Annotated in this window: 16 protein-coding genes; 12 read left to right on the top strand and 4 right to left on the bottom strand. The window is 30.3% G+C overall.

The window, feature by feature from the left end:
- Window positions 1–31 precede the first annotated feature (31 nt).
- The 6 genes from BVC87_RS00630 (at window position 32) to BVC87_RS00655 (ending at window position 4,612) form a co-directional block, all read left to right on the top strand.
- Window positions 32–886, top strand: coding sequence for a helix-turn-helix domain-containing protein (locus tag BVC87_RS00630; protein ID WP_075340401.1), 855 nt, complete (start codon window positions 32–34; stop codon window positions 884–886).
- Between the two features lie 89 nt (window positions 887–975).
- On the top strand, window positions 976–1,368 hold the full coding sequence (locus tag BVC87_RS00635) for a hypothetical protein (protein ID WP_075340402.1): 393 nt from the start codon (window positions 976–978) through the stop codon (window positions 1,366–1,368).
- Window positions 1,365–1,844 carry an anthrone oxygenase family protein gene (locus tag BVC87_RS00640; RefSeq protein WP_075340403.1) on the top strand — a complete coding sequence of 160 codons (480 nt, stop codon included), beginning with the start codon at window positions 1,365–1,367 and terminating at the stop codon, window positions 1,842–1,844. The genes BVC87_RS00635 and BVC87_RS00640 overlap by 4 nt, the downstream gene beginning before the upstream one ends.
- A 14-nt stretch (window positions 1,845–1,858) precedes the next feature.
- Window positions 1,859–2,683, top strand: coding sequence for an NmrA family NAD(P)-binding protein (locus BVC87_RS00645; RefSeq protein WP_075340404.1), 825 nt, complete (start codon window positions 1,859–1,861; stop codon window positions 2,681–2,683).
- A gap of 95 nt (window positions 2,684–2,778) precedes the next feature.
- A complete protein-coding gene (locus BVC87_RS00650) occupies window positions 2,779–3,558 on the top strand; it encodes a DUF2262 domain-containing protein (RefSeq protein WP_075340405.1) in 780 nt (259 codons plus the stop codon).
- A 163-nt stretch (window positions 3,559–3,721) separates the two neighbouring features.
- Window positions 3,722–4,612 (top strand): sterol desaturase family protein, encoded by an 891-nt coding sequence (locus BVC87_RS00655; protein WP_075340406.1) that lies wholly within the window; start codon window positions 3,722–3,724, stop codon window positions 4,610–4,612.
- A gap of 68 nt (window positions 4,613–4,680) precedes the next feature.
- On the opposite strand, the gene BVC87_RS00660 is transcribed toward BVC87_RS00655, so the two are convergent.
- The 4 genes from BVC87_RS00660 to BVC87_RS00675 are packed head-to-tail and all read right to left on the bottom strand — an operon-like array spanning window position 4,681 to window position 8,582.
- Window positions 4,681–5,943 carry a POTRA domain-containing protein gene (locus BVC87_RS00660; RefSeq protein WP_075340407.1) on the bottom strand — a complete coding sequence of 421 codons (1,263 nt, stop codon included), beginning with the start codon at window positions 5,941–5,943 and terminating at the stop codon, window positions 4,681–4,683.
- A 2-nt stretch (window positions 5,944–5,945) separates the two neighbouring features.
- Complete coding sequence (locus BVC87_RS00665; protein WP_143569682.1) at window positions 5,946–6,677, bottom strand: hypothetical protein; 732 nt, start codon at window positions 6,675–6,677, stop codon at window positions 5,946–5,948.
- Window positions 6,667–7,668 carry a glycoside hydrolase family 113 gene (locus BVC87_RS00670; RefSeq protein WP_075340408.1) on the bottom strand — a complete coding sequence of 334 codons (1,002 nt, stop codon included), beginning with the start codon at window positions 7,666–7,668 and terminating at the stop codon, window positions 6,667–6,669. The genes BVC87_RS00665 and BVC87_RS00670 overlap by 11 nt, the downstream gene beginning before the upstream one ends.
- 32 nt (window positions 7,669–7,700) lie before the next feature.
- Entirely contained in the window at window positions 7,701–8,582 is an 882-nt protein-coding gene (locus BVC87_RS00675) for a hypothetical protein (protein WP_075340409.1), read from the bottom strand.
- Between the two features lie 156 nt (window positions 8,583–8,738).
- Between BVC87_RS00675 and BVC87_RS00680 the strand changes: the two genes are divergently transcribed.
- The 6 genes from BVC87_RS00680 to BVC87_RS00705 are packed head-to-tail and all read left to right on the top strand — an operon-like array spanning window position 8,739 to window position 15,718.
- The gene (locus BVC87_RS00680) at window positions 8,739–10,082 is read left to right on the top strand and encodes an NAD(P)/FAD-dependent oxidoreductase (RefSeq protein WP_075340410.1); all 1,344 of its coding nucleotides are present in this window, start codon (window positions 8,739–8,741) and stop codon (window positions 10,080–10,082) included.
- A 15-nt stretch (window positions 10,083–10,097) separates the two neighbouring features.
- Complete coding sequence (locus tag BVC87_RS00685) at window positions 10,098–11,720, top strand: 4Fe-4S binding protein (protein ID WP_075340411.1); 1,623 nt, start codon at window positions 10,098–10,100, stop codon at window positions 11,718–11,720.
- Window positions 11,710–12,186 carry a toxin-antitoxin system YwqK family antitoxin gene (locus BVC87_RS00690; protein ID WP_075340412.1) on the top strand — a complete coding sequence of 159 codons (477 nt, stop codon included), beginning with the start codon at window positions 11,710–11,712 and terminating at the stop codon, window positions 12,184–12,186. Before BVC87_RS00685 ends, BVC87_RS00690 begins: the two co-directional genes overlap by 11 nt.
- Window positions 12,186–12,878, top strand: a complete 693-nt coding sequence (locus BVC87_RS00695) for a glycosyltransferase family 2 protein (protein WP_075340413.1) — start codon at window positions 12,186–12,188, stop codon at window positions 12,876–12,878. The genes BVC87_RS00690 and BVC87_RS00695 overlap by 1 nt, the downstream gene beginning before the upstream one ends.
- Entirely contained in the window at window positions 12,878–14,368 is a 1,491-nt protein-coding gene (locus BVC87_RS00700; protein ID WP_075340414.1) for a cellulose synthase family protein, read from the top strand. Before BVC87_RS00695 ends, BVC87_RS00700 begins: the two co-directional genes overlap by 1 nt.
- Entirely contained in the window at window positions 14,369–15,718 is a 1,350-nt protein-coding gene (locus BVC87_RS00705) for a mannosyltransferase (RefSeq protein WP_075340415.1), read from the top strand.
- Window positions 15,719–15,813: the final 95 nt, after the last annotated feature.

The raw sequence follows: 15,813 nt of genomic DNA on the forward strand, positions 1-15,813 counted from the left end.
TTTCTAGTCGATACTAGTTTATAATAGTGCAATGAATCGTGAAATTATAGACATAAACGATTGTACAATTCTATTAGAGGAAGCAACTACTAATAGTACAAATCTCGTCGATACCTGTTATTTCGACGAACCTGTTATAGCTATTGCCTTTTACGGTTCTGGTGATGTTGGATTGAAAGTCAAATACGATGGAAAGATAAAAGAATTCCAACAAACTAAAGGAATGATTCTGTCTTTCTATGCAGACGAAAAAGTTGCTTTTGAACATCATGTTTCTAACGAAAAACCTTTACAATGCTTGGTAATTGCTACTACCGTTAGAAACCTAGATAAACTTCCGAATGGTGAAGGAGAATTCTTAGAACAGTTTTTATCACAATTAGTACATCCAAAAGATCACTATGTTGAAGGTCCCGTTTTTAAAATGACACCAGAAATGTTTGTTTTGGTAGAGCAGTTTTTCAGCAATTCTTACGAAGGCGGAATTAAAATGATGTTTTATAAAAGTCACATGAGTGCACTGTTATCTCATTATTTTGGGCAACTTGCAAGTCAAAAACCTACGATAATTGAAACTTCTCAATTAGAAAAAATAAATCTCGCTCAGGAAATATTACTTGCTGATTTAGAAAATCCACCTTCATTAACAGAACTCGCTCAAAAAATAGGGACTAATACCAATAAACTTAAAAAAGAATTCAAAGCACAATTTGGAGTTCCTGTTTTTAAATATCTTCAAAATGAGCGATTAAAAAAAGCATATAATCTAATTAAAAAAGAACAAAAAACTATTCAGGAAGCTGCTTGGGCAGTTGGTTATGATAGTTTAGGATCTTTCTCAAATGCCTTTGAAAAAAAGTTTGGTTACAGACCAAGTCAAGTATAAAATTCTTTTCGAATAAATCATTGTTCTTTTCGAATAAGTAACTGTTTTACAGTAGATATAGTTTTGTATCATAATTAAAAAGTAAAATTATGATTCACAATAAAACAAGAGCAATTCTTTCCGCTATTATGGTTTGGATATTAGGCGTTACCGCTTTTCTCCTTTCCTATTCGTTTTCTGTTTTGAGTAATCCAGATGTACAAGCGAACATTACTCTGACTCTTGGAATTATTCCTTCAGTTTGCTTAGGAACTTTCGTGTACTATAAAAAAGGGGAAATTACGCCATCAAACTTGGCCTTCATTTTTATGGGTACATCAGCAATTCTAGATATACTTATCACTGTTCCAATGTTTATTATTCCAGCTGGTGGAAGTTATGCTGAATTCTTTAGTGACCCTATGTTTTACATCATCATGGTAGAATTCTACTTCATCACAACATACACTGGTAATTATTTCATTAAAAAACAACAAGCATGAAAACTATCATCTTTTTTATAACTGTTGTATTAACTGCATTGTCTGCAGGAATCTTTTTCGCATGGTCAGTTTCAGTTATTCCAGGAACTAAAAAAATTACAGATATCTCCTACTTAGAAACCATGCAAAGCATCAATAAGGAAATACTAAATCCCGTATTCTTTGCGGTATTCTTTGGAGGTCTAGTTTTCTTAGTAATAACTACCATAACTCAGTTTAATCATAAACCTACATTTTGGTTAGTATTATCTGCGATGCTTATATACGCCGTTGGAACTTTCGGATGTACAGCTTTGGGAAATGTTCCTTTAAACAATGAGTTAGACGCTCTTAACCTTAAAGAATTAAACCTTTCTGAACTGAAAAATTTCAGAACCTATTATGAAAGATACTGGAATGGATTTCATACAGTTAGAACCATAGCTGGTTTAGTTTCATTCCTACTCTTACTCATCTCAATTTTTATTAAAAAATAATCCATAAAACAATTATGAACACAAATATTTTAGTTATCGGAGGAACTGGTAAGACTGGTCGCCGAGTAGTAGCGCAATTAAAAAACAAAGGAATTGAACCTAGGATTGGTGCAAGAAGTGCAGCAACAGGTTTCGATTGGAACGATAAAAGTACTTGGGAAAACACCTTGGAAGGAGTCGAAAGAATGTATGTTACATACTATCCTGATTTAGCAGTTCCTAGAGCTAAGGAAGCTGTTGAAAGCTTAACCTATTTAGCAAAAGAATTAGGCGTAAAAAAAATGGTGTTATTATCTGGAAAAGGAGAAGCAGAAGCGGAAGCTTGTGAAGAAATTGTTGCAAATTCAGGTTTAAACTACACTATTGTTAGAGCCTCTTGGTTCAATCAAAATTGGAGTGAAAGTTTCTTTTTAGATTCAATTCTTTCTGGAGATGTTGCTTTACCAATGTCAGATATTTTAATTCCATTTGTTGATGCAAATGATATTGCGGAAGTTGTATCTGAAGTTTTAATGAATGACAATTACAATGGACAAATTGTTGAAGTTACAGGTCCTGAATTAATTACATTCAAAGACGTTGTTTCTACCATTGGACTTGCTAGTGACAGAAAATTCAACTTTCATGAAATTACATTAGAACAATATCTTGACGGAATGCGTAAAGCACAAATTCCTGCTGATGTAGTTTGGTTAATTGAATACTTGTTTAGTAATGTATTGACCAATCCAAACAATCAACTTATTTCAACAGATATTGAAAAAGTTCTAGGAAGAAAGGCCAAAACATTTACAGAATATGCTGTAGAAACTGCAAAAACAGGTGTTTGGAATCCATAAAAAATTAACACCTTACTTTTTAAAACGGCTTGAGTTAATACTCAAGTCGTTTATTTGTTTAATTAAAGTATCTTGTTTACCTAAATCAACACAAAATGTTCTCAAAGTTAAAATCGATATTTCAATCAAATAATGTTGAAACTTTTATTGGATTAATAGATGAAAAAGGGGCTGTAATTTCTTACTCAGAAGACAAGCGAACAGTACTATTTAATTTCTGTGCATATTTTGACAATCAAGGTAAATACTATGAAAAACCAATAACTGTTTTTAAAGAATTTCTTGAAGAACAAGAAACAAATCTTGATTTAGACGCTTTAAGTATTATTAAAATTAGTGGGAGAACCATACAATTTTCACAACAAAAACAAATTCAGTTTACATCTGTTATTCAAACTAATGTTAAACATGAAATATTAGATAAACTAATTGAAGAAAGATCAAAACCAACTATTTTTTCCAGCGAATATTTTGGAGAATTTATATTAGATCGAAGATTAAATTGGTTTGAAAAGAAAACTCAATGGCTAGGAAATGAAATTGATTTATTCTTATCAATAGATACTTCTCCTATTTCCGAACTAGAATCTTCAGCAATTAAACTCTTTAAAGATCAAGAAAAGTGGCATAAAAAATTAGTAAATCAAATTACTTTAGATCTGTTAAGTTTGAAAAATGAAAGTTGGCTTGAAGATGATGAAAAAGAATTACAAGAATCTGAATTCAAAAGCAGAATTTCTATAGACAGTATTACAATTCATCCTGATGATGAATTTGAATTTTGGTTCAAAGATGGAGATCTTTTTTGGGGACATTCCATAAATATTGGAGGGAACTTAAACGGACAACTGGAAGAAGCCACAATTAATGGTTAAACTTATCAATTTAAACAATAACAGTGGTTTAATGTTCTACACTAGAATTAATATTTTATAAAGACAAACCATACTTCTTCTGTAGTACTTTAACAATACTGATATAATAAAAAGCTATTGCTCCTCTTCAACTTCTCAGTCCAGAAAGCAGTATCTTAGTAGTATGGAAAAATACCTTGAAATTATATCCAATTCTTATAGTGGCTACTGGAATTACATCAAACAATCTGTTCTTTTCGAATTGAATTGGGAGAATTATTTTTATGGATTAATTATAATTTCATTGGTAGTATGGGGATTAGAAATTGTTTTTCCTTGGCGAAAAAATCAATCTATTTTTAGAAAAGATTTTTGGTTGGATACATTCTACATGTTCTTCAACTTTTTCTTACTAAATCTTATTGTTTTAATAGCTTTATCAAACACTGCTTCTGAGCTATTTAATGATATTTTAGGTACAGTAGGCTTATCGGTAACTAACTTTCAATTATTCGATATTAATGCTTTTCCATATTGGCTAAGAATTTTTACCTTCTTTATTATCATAGATTTTGTACAATGGTATACACATACTCTTTTACACAAATATGAGTTTCTATGGAACTTTCATAAGGTGCACCATTCCGTGAAAGAAATGGGCTTTGCAGCACATTTACGTTACCATTGGATGGAACCTGTGGTATATAAATCGATGAAATATATTCCACTAGCTATTATGGGAGGATTTACAGCGCAAGACGTTGCTATAGTTCATTTTTTTAATATTACCATTGGACACTTAAATCATGCCAATATTAATTGGGATTATGGGTTTTTAAAGTATGTACTCAATAATCCAAAAATGCACATTTGGCATCATGCAAAAGAATTACCAGAAGACCGAAAAAATGGAGTAAATTTTGGAATCACTTTAAGTATTTGGGATTATCTTTTTAAAACAAATTATATTCCACATTCTGGTAGAGATATTGAGATTGGTTTTAATGGAGATGAAAAATTCCCTAAGAGTTTTATTGGACAGGAATTGTATCCTATAGGAAATAATCAGGAATAAAACTTGGATAAAAATCTAAATTTATTCAACAAAAAAACACTCCTTTTCCTTCTTAACCTGTAAAGGCATTAAAAATACTGTCCTATACCGAAGACTAAACCTCTAGTTTGATCTCTTAAACTAAATCCATAGTCTATTCTAAAAATAGCATTATATATTTTCTTATTGATAAATCGTAAACCAACACCAGAAAATATTCTTACATTCTCACTTTTAAAAAGATCATTCAATTCTCCTCCTGGTTGTCGCCAAGTACCTGCATCAATAAATGCATTCCCTTGAATAGTTAGCCATTTTTTATCATATAGTGTATGACGATATTCTGTGTTGTATACAACAACACCAGTTCCTCTATCTACAAGAATACCTACACCTCTAAGATTAAGATTATTGTCCAAAGCAAATGGAGCAAACGGAGAATTATTATTACTTGAAAAACCTATTCGTAATCGATTTGCCCAATTTCCTTGAGACCATAGTCTACGATAGTAAAAGAAATCGTTCCAAGCAATAAAAAATGTATCCTGAAAATCGTTGGTAGAAGTTACATATTCAACGTTTAGTAAACTTTTAAATCCTTCTAAACGATGAAAGTAATATTTAAGATCATTGTAGTTATATAAAAATTTATATAGTATTTTATCTACACTCAAATTTTGAGGTACAGAAGGACTTACAGCTCCAAATAGATATCTATAATTCTCTTCAAAAACATTGACACCAAATGTAAATTGATGATTAAAATTAAGTTGATATAGCCCTAAAACCTCTGTTGAAATGTTGTTGTATAAATAATTTGCTGAAGAATTATCAAAAAACAAAGGTTCTTCACTTTTCCAATTCAAATGATTAACGGCTAAACCCCATTTCTTTGAAAACAAATTTGGAGCTCTAAAATTAACTGCATAAGTATCATATCCATTATTTTGATAAAATCCTCCAATGGCTATATTTCTTCCTAAAAAGTTATAATCATATACTCCTATTTTGTAGGCGAATCTATTATTTGTGGTAGTCCAAAAAGCTAATTCTGGTAAAATAGTAGAACTCTCATATACATTATAAATTAAATCATAACTAGTTTCTTTTTTATCTGATGTAATTTCAACATGATAAATTGCAGGTAGTCTTTTTAGAGTTGTAATATCCTCTTCTAGCTGTAGTGAGTTTAATTTCTCTCCTTCTTTACTTCCTATTATTCGCTTTAAAAAAGACGCTTTAGTTCTTTTTAAACCTTTAAAAGTTATTGAATTTATAATATAATTTTCTTCTTGCGAAAATCCCAATACATGGATTACTAAAATCGATAAGAGTATAACTTTTTTTATCACTACTACTTTGCTATAAATTGATTTTCATATTGTATGTTCACCCAATTATCTTCACTCACACCTAAAATAGTAATTCCATATTCTTTATTCTCTACAAGTGTTAAAGGAGTATCAGAATTTATAGTTAAAACTACGTTATTAGTGTTATAATAACGAAAAAACAAATCAAAAGTATACGTTCCAGATATAAAAGAATCATTATCTGTTATGGCTTGAAAATAAATAGCATCACTATTATAACTACTAGTATTCCATGAAAACCTAGGAGAAAGAGGCATTGAAAAATCAATTACAATATTTGAATCAAATTCAGTGGGATTGGACTTCTGTTTTAATCGAATTGGATTCGATTTATGAATTTTCCCCTCAGAAAGGTAAGTGACTATTCCCCAAGCTTCATTATCTAAATCTCTTATAAATCTGGATAACTTATCTTTTAAAAAACCTTCACTTGGAAATTCTTTTAGTTTATAATTTGAAAAATCATCAGGATCTATAGCTGTATTTTCAGTTTCATAATATCTAAAATCTGAACTCCCTTCTATCGGATAAAAATAAACAAACACTTTCTCCTTACTTTCTTTATCATTACCTGCGCAGGCTATGACTTCATCTAACTTTTTTTCAGCATGAATTTGCAAGTATTCATTCAATACGTTCTCTGATAGGTTTATCTTTTCTTGTGTAGAACAAGAACATAGTAGTATTACCAAAAAATATATACTATTGCGCATATAACTGTTGAATTAGTTTTTCTGTAGGTTTATTTTGTGGTGTAAATCGATTATTCGTTTTACCACCAACGTCATTATGATTATGAAACCATTTCCATAAAAAACCACCAGCAAACCATTTTTCTTTCCAAAATTGATTATAAATAGCTTGTGTTGCGTTCTCTTGAGCTTTTAAATTTACTTCACCAGAAATTCTATTTGCACTCCAAGGCTCTTTACCTGTAAAGTTTACACTTCTATATCCAAACTCAGTAAATAAAATCGGTTTTTTATATCTATCGTAGATCTCTTTTATGGTTTTCTTATGTGGCTGCCAACCTTGTTCAAATTCATCAACGGTTGGAGATTTTTTTTCACTTAAGGGGAAATATGCATCCACACCGATGAAATCTAGTTGATTCCAAAAAGGAACTCTTTTAAATTCATCCCAATTTGCAGCGTACGTTAATTTTCCTGAATATATTTTTTTAATTTCCTGTATTAAGTTTTTCCAATATTCAGGTCTATTTATTACAAATTGCTCTAATTCTGTACCTATGCAAAAAATTTCAGCTTTTATTTCTTCAGCCACTTCAGCATAATCTAGAATAAATGATTTGTAAGATTCTTCTAAGAGTTTCCAGTTTTCTTCAGTATTCATTTCAATATAGCCTGTAAACTCTCCTCTCCAAACCCAAATTTGTGGTTTTATCATCAACTTAATATTGGTATTTCTAAATTCAGAAGCATATTGTTTTACTCCTTTTTTAGTTTCTCCAAACCATTGTCTAGATTCATTATACCGTACTTCAGGAGATTTTAAATCTTTTATAAAGCCAAAAGGCATCAGAGAAACATAATTCGCTGATGCCTTTTTTACGGGTTGTATATGTGTGTTATTTATTGCTTCAGAAGAGGCTACAAAGCTTAATCCATTTACCTTCTTATGTTGTCCACTACAAGAAAGAAAAAGTATTAATAGTGGCAGTATACATACTTGTTTTATTTTCATGGATTAAAAATAACCATAAATTTTAATGCCTTTTAAAATAAAGCTCTTAAACCAATACTATAAGTTTCACCTAAACCTTGGAAATTATAACCTCTAACAATATTACTGTATAAAACTTCTAAGTTTAATACGTCAGTTAACTGATATTTTCCTCCAAAACCAATAGCTGTATTATCTTGTTGAAAGTCTCCAAATCTTTCAGAATGTTGAACAAATCCTAATACCGTAGCATCTTGTGTTGGAAAATAACTCATAAATACTCCAGGTACTACTAAGAATGTATTATTAGCAAAACTTTGATCGTCTCCAAAACCATATTCTGTATTTAACTCCGTAAATAATTGCCATTTACCACTTGGAAATGTGTAATCATAAAAGAATCTATTTTGAAATGACCAAGCTGTTTGATCTAAAAAACCATTAGGATTTCCTTCATCTCCACTTTCTAATAACGGAATATGAATAGAACTCTGTATCGAAAAATTACCTATATTTTCAAAAGGTTGTACTTTTACAGATGGTGCTATAGATGAAATCCCTTTTCTATCTGAAGTTGTATCTTCTAAACTGAATACTGAAAGCGCTTGTCTTCCACCAAAAGTATTTGAACGAAACTCAATAATTCCACCAACATTAACTCTATTATTATCAGAAATCCCTGTAAATACTTCTAATGTAGAAGTAAAAAAGTTAGATCTAGCTACATCTGCTCCTTCACTATTCTCTCTGCCTGTTTCTCTAGTTTGAGTATACAAGCCATTAAACCATTTAATATCCCACTGACCTTTGTTAAGTAATTTTGAAGGTGTAAATACTTGTAAGTTGTTTTTTTCTTCTTGATCTTGATCTTCCTCTTGAGCAAATGCAAGGAAATTAAGGAATAATAGTCCTAATAAAATTGAAATTCTTTTCATTATCGTAGTTTTAATGATCTTGACCTAAGTCGAACAAATTATTTCACCATTACATAAAATTTATAATCAGCCCCCTTATTTAAAACTATTCTAAATTTAGAACGAAAGTAAATTCTTACCTTTTGTTTCGACATAAGTTACATCAATTCACAAATTATGGAGCACATCGTTATCATTGGTAATGGTATTTCTGGAGTTACTGCTGCCAGACATATCAGGAAACTATCAGACAAAAAAATCACTATTATTTCTTCAGAAACTGAACATTTTTTTTCAAGAACTGCTTTAATGTATATATACATGGGGCATATGAAATTTGAAAACACAAAACCTTATGAAGATTCATTCTGGAAGAAAAATCGAATTAAATTGAAGAAAGCGCTGGTAAAAACCATAGACTCAAAAAACAAACAATTAGTCTTAGATAACGATCAATTATTTGCTTATGACAAATTAATTATCGCTACAGGTTCTAAACCTAATAAGTTTGGTTGGCCTGGTCAGGATTTAGATGGTGTTATGGGAATGTACCATAAACAGGATTTAGAAAATCTTGAGAAATACGCACCTAATAATAAGGTTTGTAAACGTGCGGTTATTGTTGGTGGTGGGCTTATTGGAATTGAATTTGCTGAAATGATGCACAGTAGAAACATACCTGTTACTTTTTTAGTAAGAGAAAGTAGTTTTTGGAATGGTGTTTTACCAGATCAAGAATCCGCACTTATTAATAAAGAGATTTTAGATAATCATATTGATTTACGATTAGGGGTAAATTTAAAAGAAATTAAAGCAGATAAAAACGGTAGAGCTAAATCTATAGTTATAGCTGAAACCGGAGAAGAAATTGCTTGTGATGTAGTTGGGTTAACTGCAGGTGTATCTCCAAACATCAATTTTGTAAAAGAATCTGAAATTGAAACCAACAGAGGTGTTATAGTAAATCGTTTTCTAGAAACTAGTGTGAAAGATATTTACGCTATCGGTGACTGTGCTGAACAACGAGAAGCAATTGGACAAAGAAGACCTATTGAAGCGGTTTGGTACACTGGTAGAATGATGGGAGAAACTGTTGCGCAAACTATTTGTGGAAATAGAATTGAATATAAACCTGGACACTGGTTTAACTCTGCTAAATTTATGGATGTTGAATATCAAACCTACGGTTGGGTTTGGGCTAAACCTAGAGAAAACGAAGCTAGATTCTACTGGGAGCATAAAGATGGAAAAAAAGCGATACACCTAAATTTTGATAAAGAAACTCATGAATTTATTGGAATAAATACATTTGGTATTCGATTACGTCATGAGTTTTTTGATCGAGTATTAACCGAAAAAAAATCTGTAGAATATGTCTTAGAATACTTGGCCGATGCCAATTTTGATCCTGAGTTTTATAAACAATATGAATCGGAAATTGTAGCTCAATTTAATAAAGAGCATGGCACAGCTATTAAAGTGCAAAAGAAAAGTTGGAAACGTATATTTAGTAAGGCATAAAAATTAAAGAATACCATGAAAGTAATTAAAAACATAGGACTAATCATCTTTTTAGTTGGTTTATCAATTTTCACAGGAAGTATTTTCTTAGGATCATTTAACTTAACTTCTGATCAATTAGAAGCTTTTATCAAAGAAAAAAATTATAAAAATGAGCTTATAAAAGATGAACTTAGCAAAGCAATTGTAACTTCTGAAAATTTAAATATATTCGAATTTTCTAGTCGTGTTAGAAATGCTTATAAAACTTCAAATGCACACTACGATGCCTTAATTGCTAAATATGATGCTGAAAAGAATTGGGATAAAAAAGGAGAACAATATCAGTATAAAATTTCTGGAAAATTACATTCTTTAAGTTTCGATTTAGCTAAAAAAGCAGGAAAAGGTTTTGTAAGAGAAAATCAAGGTTTACTTTGGTGGCTCACCTTTGGTTTAGGTATTTTAGGTGCTTTACTATTTATTTTTCCTAATTATAAATTACTAGGAAATCCAGGAATAAAAAACAATGGTATTTATTTAGAATCTAGCACTAATAGAGGTTTAATTGCTTGGTTAGTTCTTATATACCTAGTTGGATTTTATTTGCTTTTATACTTTATGCCTGATTATGTAGTCAATTGGACCTATATAGTTGACCCTATTAGTACTTTCTTAAGTGGAGGATTAGCAAGTCAATGGTTTGTTTATGGTTTCTTATACTGTGTTATTATGGTGGTAATGGGTGTAAGAATGTATATAAAATACAGGCACAATAAATATCAGGTAGTAAGAACAACTTCTGTATTATTCTTTCAAATCGTTTTTGCTTTCTTAATTCCTGAGATTATGACAAGCTTAAATATGCCTGGTTATGACTTTAAAAATGCTTTTCCATTAGATTATGATTTCTTTTTTGAATGGAACTTAGATAGTTTAAGAAGTAGTGGAGCTATTGGTTTATTCATTTTAGTATGGGGTATAGTACTTACTTTAGTAATTGTACCTGTTATGGTATATTTCTTTGGTAAAAGATGGTACTGTTCATGGGTTTGTGGTTGTGGTGGTTTAGCAGAAACTTTAGGAGATCCATATAGACAACATTCTGACAAAAGTTTAAAAGCATGGAAACTAGAGCGCTGGTTAATCCATTCAGTATTGGCTTTCTCTTTAGTGATGACAATAGTAACGCTTTACTGTTATTTTACAGGTGCATATTCGTTTTTAGGAATTAAATCTCAATTTATAAAAGATACCTACAGCTTTTTAATAGGATCTTGGTTTGCAGGAGTAATTGGAACAGGTTTTTACCCAATTTTTGGTAACCGTGTATGGTGTCGTTTTGGTTGTCCTTTAGCTGCTTATATGGGATTAGTACAACGTTTTAAATCTCGTTTCAGAATTACAACTAATGGAGGACAATGTATTTCTTGTGGAAATTGTTCTACGTATTGTGAGCAAGGAATAGACGTTAGATCTTATGCGCAAAAAGGAGAAAACATTGTACGCGCTAGTTGCGTAGGATGTGGTATTTGTTCTGCTGTTTGTCCTAGAGGAGTATTAAAATTAGAAAACGGTCCTGAAAAAGGTAGAATTAATCCTACAGATGTATTACTAGGTAATGATGTAGATTTATTAAAGTTAATGAATGAAAAATAAGTTTTTACTTCTTTTCTTATTTGTTAGTATTATAGGAATTGCCCAAAAAGTATATCAGAAAAACTATTATCCAGATGGTTCAATTCAAGAAGAAGGTTGGATAAAAGATAATGTAAAACATGATTTTTGGAAATTCTATTATCAAAATGGTAAAATCAAGGAAAAAGGTCATTATAAAAATGGCTTAAAACATAAATATTGGTATTTTTATCGCGAAAATTCTTCTAAAATAAAAGAAGGACATTACGTAAACGGAATAGAAAATAAATGGTGGTCTTATTTTAATAAAGATGGACAACTAATCCATAAATGTCAATTAAGAGATAATAAAAAAAATGGATACTGTTTAGTTTACAAACAAAACAAACTCGTTAAAGCATCAAAATTTGTGAACGATAAAAAAATAAAGGAATGGACGGATTTCTCATCTTTTAAAAGAGAGAATAATCTTAATGATTTAAAATAATGACGCCTTTAATTAAAGTAATTATACCTGCATATAACGAGGAAGATTCTATTGGTAAGGTAATTAATGATATTCCTAATCATGTAGATGAAGTTATTGTAGTCAGTAATAATTCAACAGATAGCACCGAAGAAAATGCAAAAAATGCAGGTGCTACTGTACTTACTGAGCAACGAAAAGGATATGGGTACGCCTGTTTGAAAGGTATGGAATACATAGCTGCACAAAATAATACACCCAATATTATCGTTTTTTTAGATGGAGACTACTCCGATTACCCAGAACAACTTGACGAAATAATAGCACCTATAATCAATCAGGATATAGATTTTGTAATTGGCGCTAGAGTTAAACGACTACGTGAACAAGGGTCTATGACCCCGCAACAAGTTTTTGGTAATTGGCTTGCTACTTTTTTAATGAAATTATTTTTTGGTGCTAAATTCTCAGATTTAGGACCATTTAGAGCAATTAAGTACGACAAGTTATTAGCATTAGAAATGGAAGATAAAACTTATGGGTGGACAGTTGAAATGCAATTGAAAGCACTAAAGAAAAAATTTTCCTATGTAGAAATACCTGTAAAATACAGGAATAGAATTGGTGTCTCTAAAGTTTCTGGTACTGTAAAAGGAACTATATTAGCAGGCGTTAAAATATTAAGTTGGATTTTTAAATATAGTTTTAAATAATGATTTTAGAGTACATCATTATAAGTTTATATAGCTTATCATTATTATTGGTCTTCATGTATGCATTAGCTCAATTAAATTTATTATTTAATTATCTTTCTTCTAAAAGAAAAGTTGATACATCTCCAAAATTTGACTTGTCTAAAGATGAAGAAGTACCTTACGTAACTATTCAATTACCTGTATACAATGAATTGTATGTAATGGAGCGGTTATTAGACAATATCGCTAAAATAAAATACCCTAGACAAAAATTGGAAATCCAAGTATTGGATGATTCTACTGATGAATCTGTAGAAACTACAGCCTCTCATATTGAAAAATTACAAGCTACTGGGTTAGATATTCAACATATAAGAAGAGAAAATAGAGTTGGCTTTAAGGCTGGTGCCCTAAAAGAAGGTTTAAAAACTGCGAAAGGTGAATTTATTGCCATTTTTGATGCTGACTTTTTACCTAAACCATGTTGGTTAGAAAAAACTGTAACCTACTTTAAGGATTCAGAAATTGGAGTTGTACAGACTAGATGGGGCCATATCAATAGAGATTATTCTACATTAACCAAAGTACAAGCTTTTGCACTTGACGCACACTTTTCTTTAGAACAAGTCGGAAGAAACAGCAAAGGACACTTCATTAACTTTAATGGTACTGCTGGTATTTGGAGAAAAGAATGTATTATAGATGCAGGAAACTGGGAAGGAGATACACTTACCGAAGATTTAGATTTAAGTTACAGAGCTCAACTTAAGCAATGGAAATTCAAATACTTAGAAGATGTGATAACACCTGCTGAGTTACCTGTAGTAATTAGCGCAGCAAAATCTCAGCAATTCAGATGGAATAAAGGTGGTGCAGAGAATTTTCAAAAAATGATGGCTAGAGTTATTACAAGTAAGAATATAAACTTCAAAACTAAAATCCATAGTTTATTGCATTTACTAAATAGTTCTATGTTTACATGTATATTTTTAATGGGAGTTTTAAGTATTCCAATGCTATACATCAAAAACAAGTATGAAGATTTAGAGGTATTCTTTTGGGTTATGAGCTTTTTTGTAAGTAGTACACTAATTTTCTTTACCTGTTACTGGTTTATGTATAAAAACTCATTTGGTGGAGGGATTAAAAACTTTATCAAGTATATAGGAGCCTTTTTTACTTTCTTCTCTATCGCAATGGGATTCTCGTTACATAACACTATAGCTGTTTTAGAAGGTCATTTAGGAAAGAAAAGTGAATTTGTAAGAACTCCAAAATTCAACATCAAATCATTGAAAGACAGCTGGAAAAACAACAAATACATAAAAAAGAAACCTTCTTTAAATGTTATTATTGAAGGATTACTAGTACTTTATTTTGCATTTGGTTTATATAGTGCTTTTATAGTAGGCGACCAAGGTGGTGATTTTGGACTATTCCCTTTCCATTTAATGTTGTTTATTGGTTTTGGTTATGTGTTTTTTAAATCTGTTTTTTCTAAAGCATAAATGGATTTTTTAAAGAAGAATTCCTTTTTTTTACTAGCTATATTTTCAGGTATACTCTATTATATTTTCGCATACCAGATTGAAAGAACGGAATTTACTACTTTATTAATTTTATGGGGATTACTATTTTCTAGTTATTATCTATTAACTAGAAACTACAAGGTATCTGTTTCATATTACACCGCCCTTTTTATTGTTTTACGATTAATTTTTTTAATTACAATACCTAATCTTTCTCAAGATTTCTATCGGTTTATTTGGGATGGAAGAATGATTTATGAGGGATTAAATCCTTATATTTCTCTACCTGAAACCTATATCAACACTGGGAACTATCCAATTCCACAAGCAGAGGAACTATATGCTGGTATGGGAAAAATGAATGGAAGCCATTTTACTAATTATCCACCTATAAATCAGTTGTGTTTTTTAATTGCCGCACTATTTTCCAATACTTCAATTTTGGGAGCAGCAATAGTAATGAGATCTTTACTAATACTAGCTGATATTGGAATCTTTCATTTTGGATCCAAATTACTTAAAAAACTTAATTTAAATCCTAATTTAATATTCCTTTACCTTTTAAATCCGTTTATAATTATTGAATTAACTGGGAATTTACATTTTGAACCTGTTATGTTATTCTTTTTAGTTTGGTCTTTATATCAACTACAAAAAAGGAATTGGATCATAGCTGCAGTTTTATTAGCTATATCTATTAACGTAAAATTAATCCCATTACTATTTCTTCCTTTGTTTTTAAAATGGTTTTTAATTAATGATGAGGGAAATATAGTCTGGAAAAACATCAAGAATCTGATAGCATTCTATGCTATAGTTATTTGTACTTGTATTGCTTTATTTCTACCTTTTTTCTCCAGTGAATTAATTGATAGCTATTCTAATTCAATAGGCCTTTGGTTTAGAAATTTTGAATTCAATGCTAGTTTCTATTACGTTTTTAGAGAAATTGGATATTTATTTAGAGGATATAACGAAATTGCTGTTATTGGTAAAATAACACCTGTTCTTACTATTCTATTCTTGCTAGCAGTTACTTTTATCAAAAAAAATAAAACTGCAAAAGAATTGATTACTTCAATGCTTTTTGCACTTTCTTTTTACTATTTCACTACAACTACCATGCATCCTTGGTATTTATCAACTTTAATCATTTTATCAATATTTACTAAATATAAGTTTCCTTTAGTATGGTCTTTAGTAATTATTTTAAGTTATCAAGCGTATGCTAATATTCCTTGGAAAGAAAATTTATGGTTCGTGTTTGTTGAGTATGTAGTTGTGTATAGCTTTTTGATTTATGAAATAAAAAAACCCACTCACGTCTGAGTGGGAAAAATTGCTATGAAAAAGAAAAAGAAAGTGGTTTATAACCACATAGCAAATATATAGCATTAATCTCCTTTCCCAAAAATAATTAACAT

Origin of the sequence: Tenacibaculum agarivorans, from assembly GCF_001936575.1 — a bacterium.
Taxonomy (GTDB): domain Bacteria; phylum Bacteroidota; class Bacteroidia; order Flavobacteriales; family Flavobacteriaceae; genus Polaribacter; species Polaribacter agarivorans.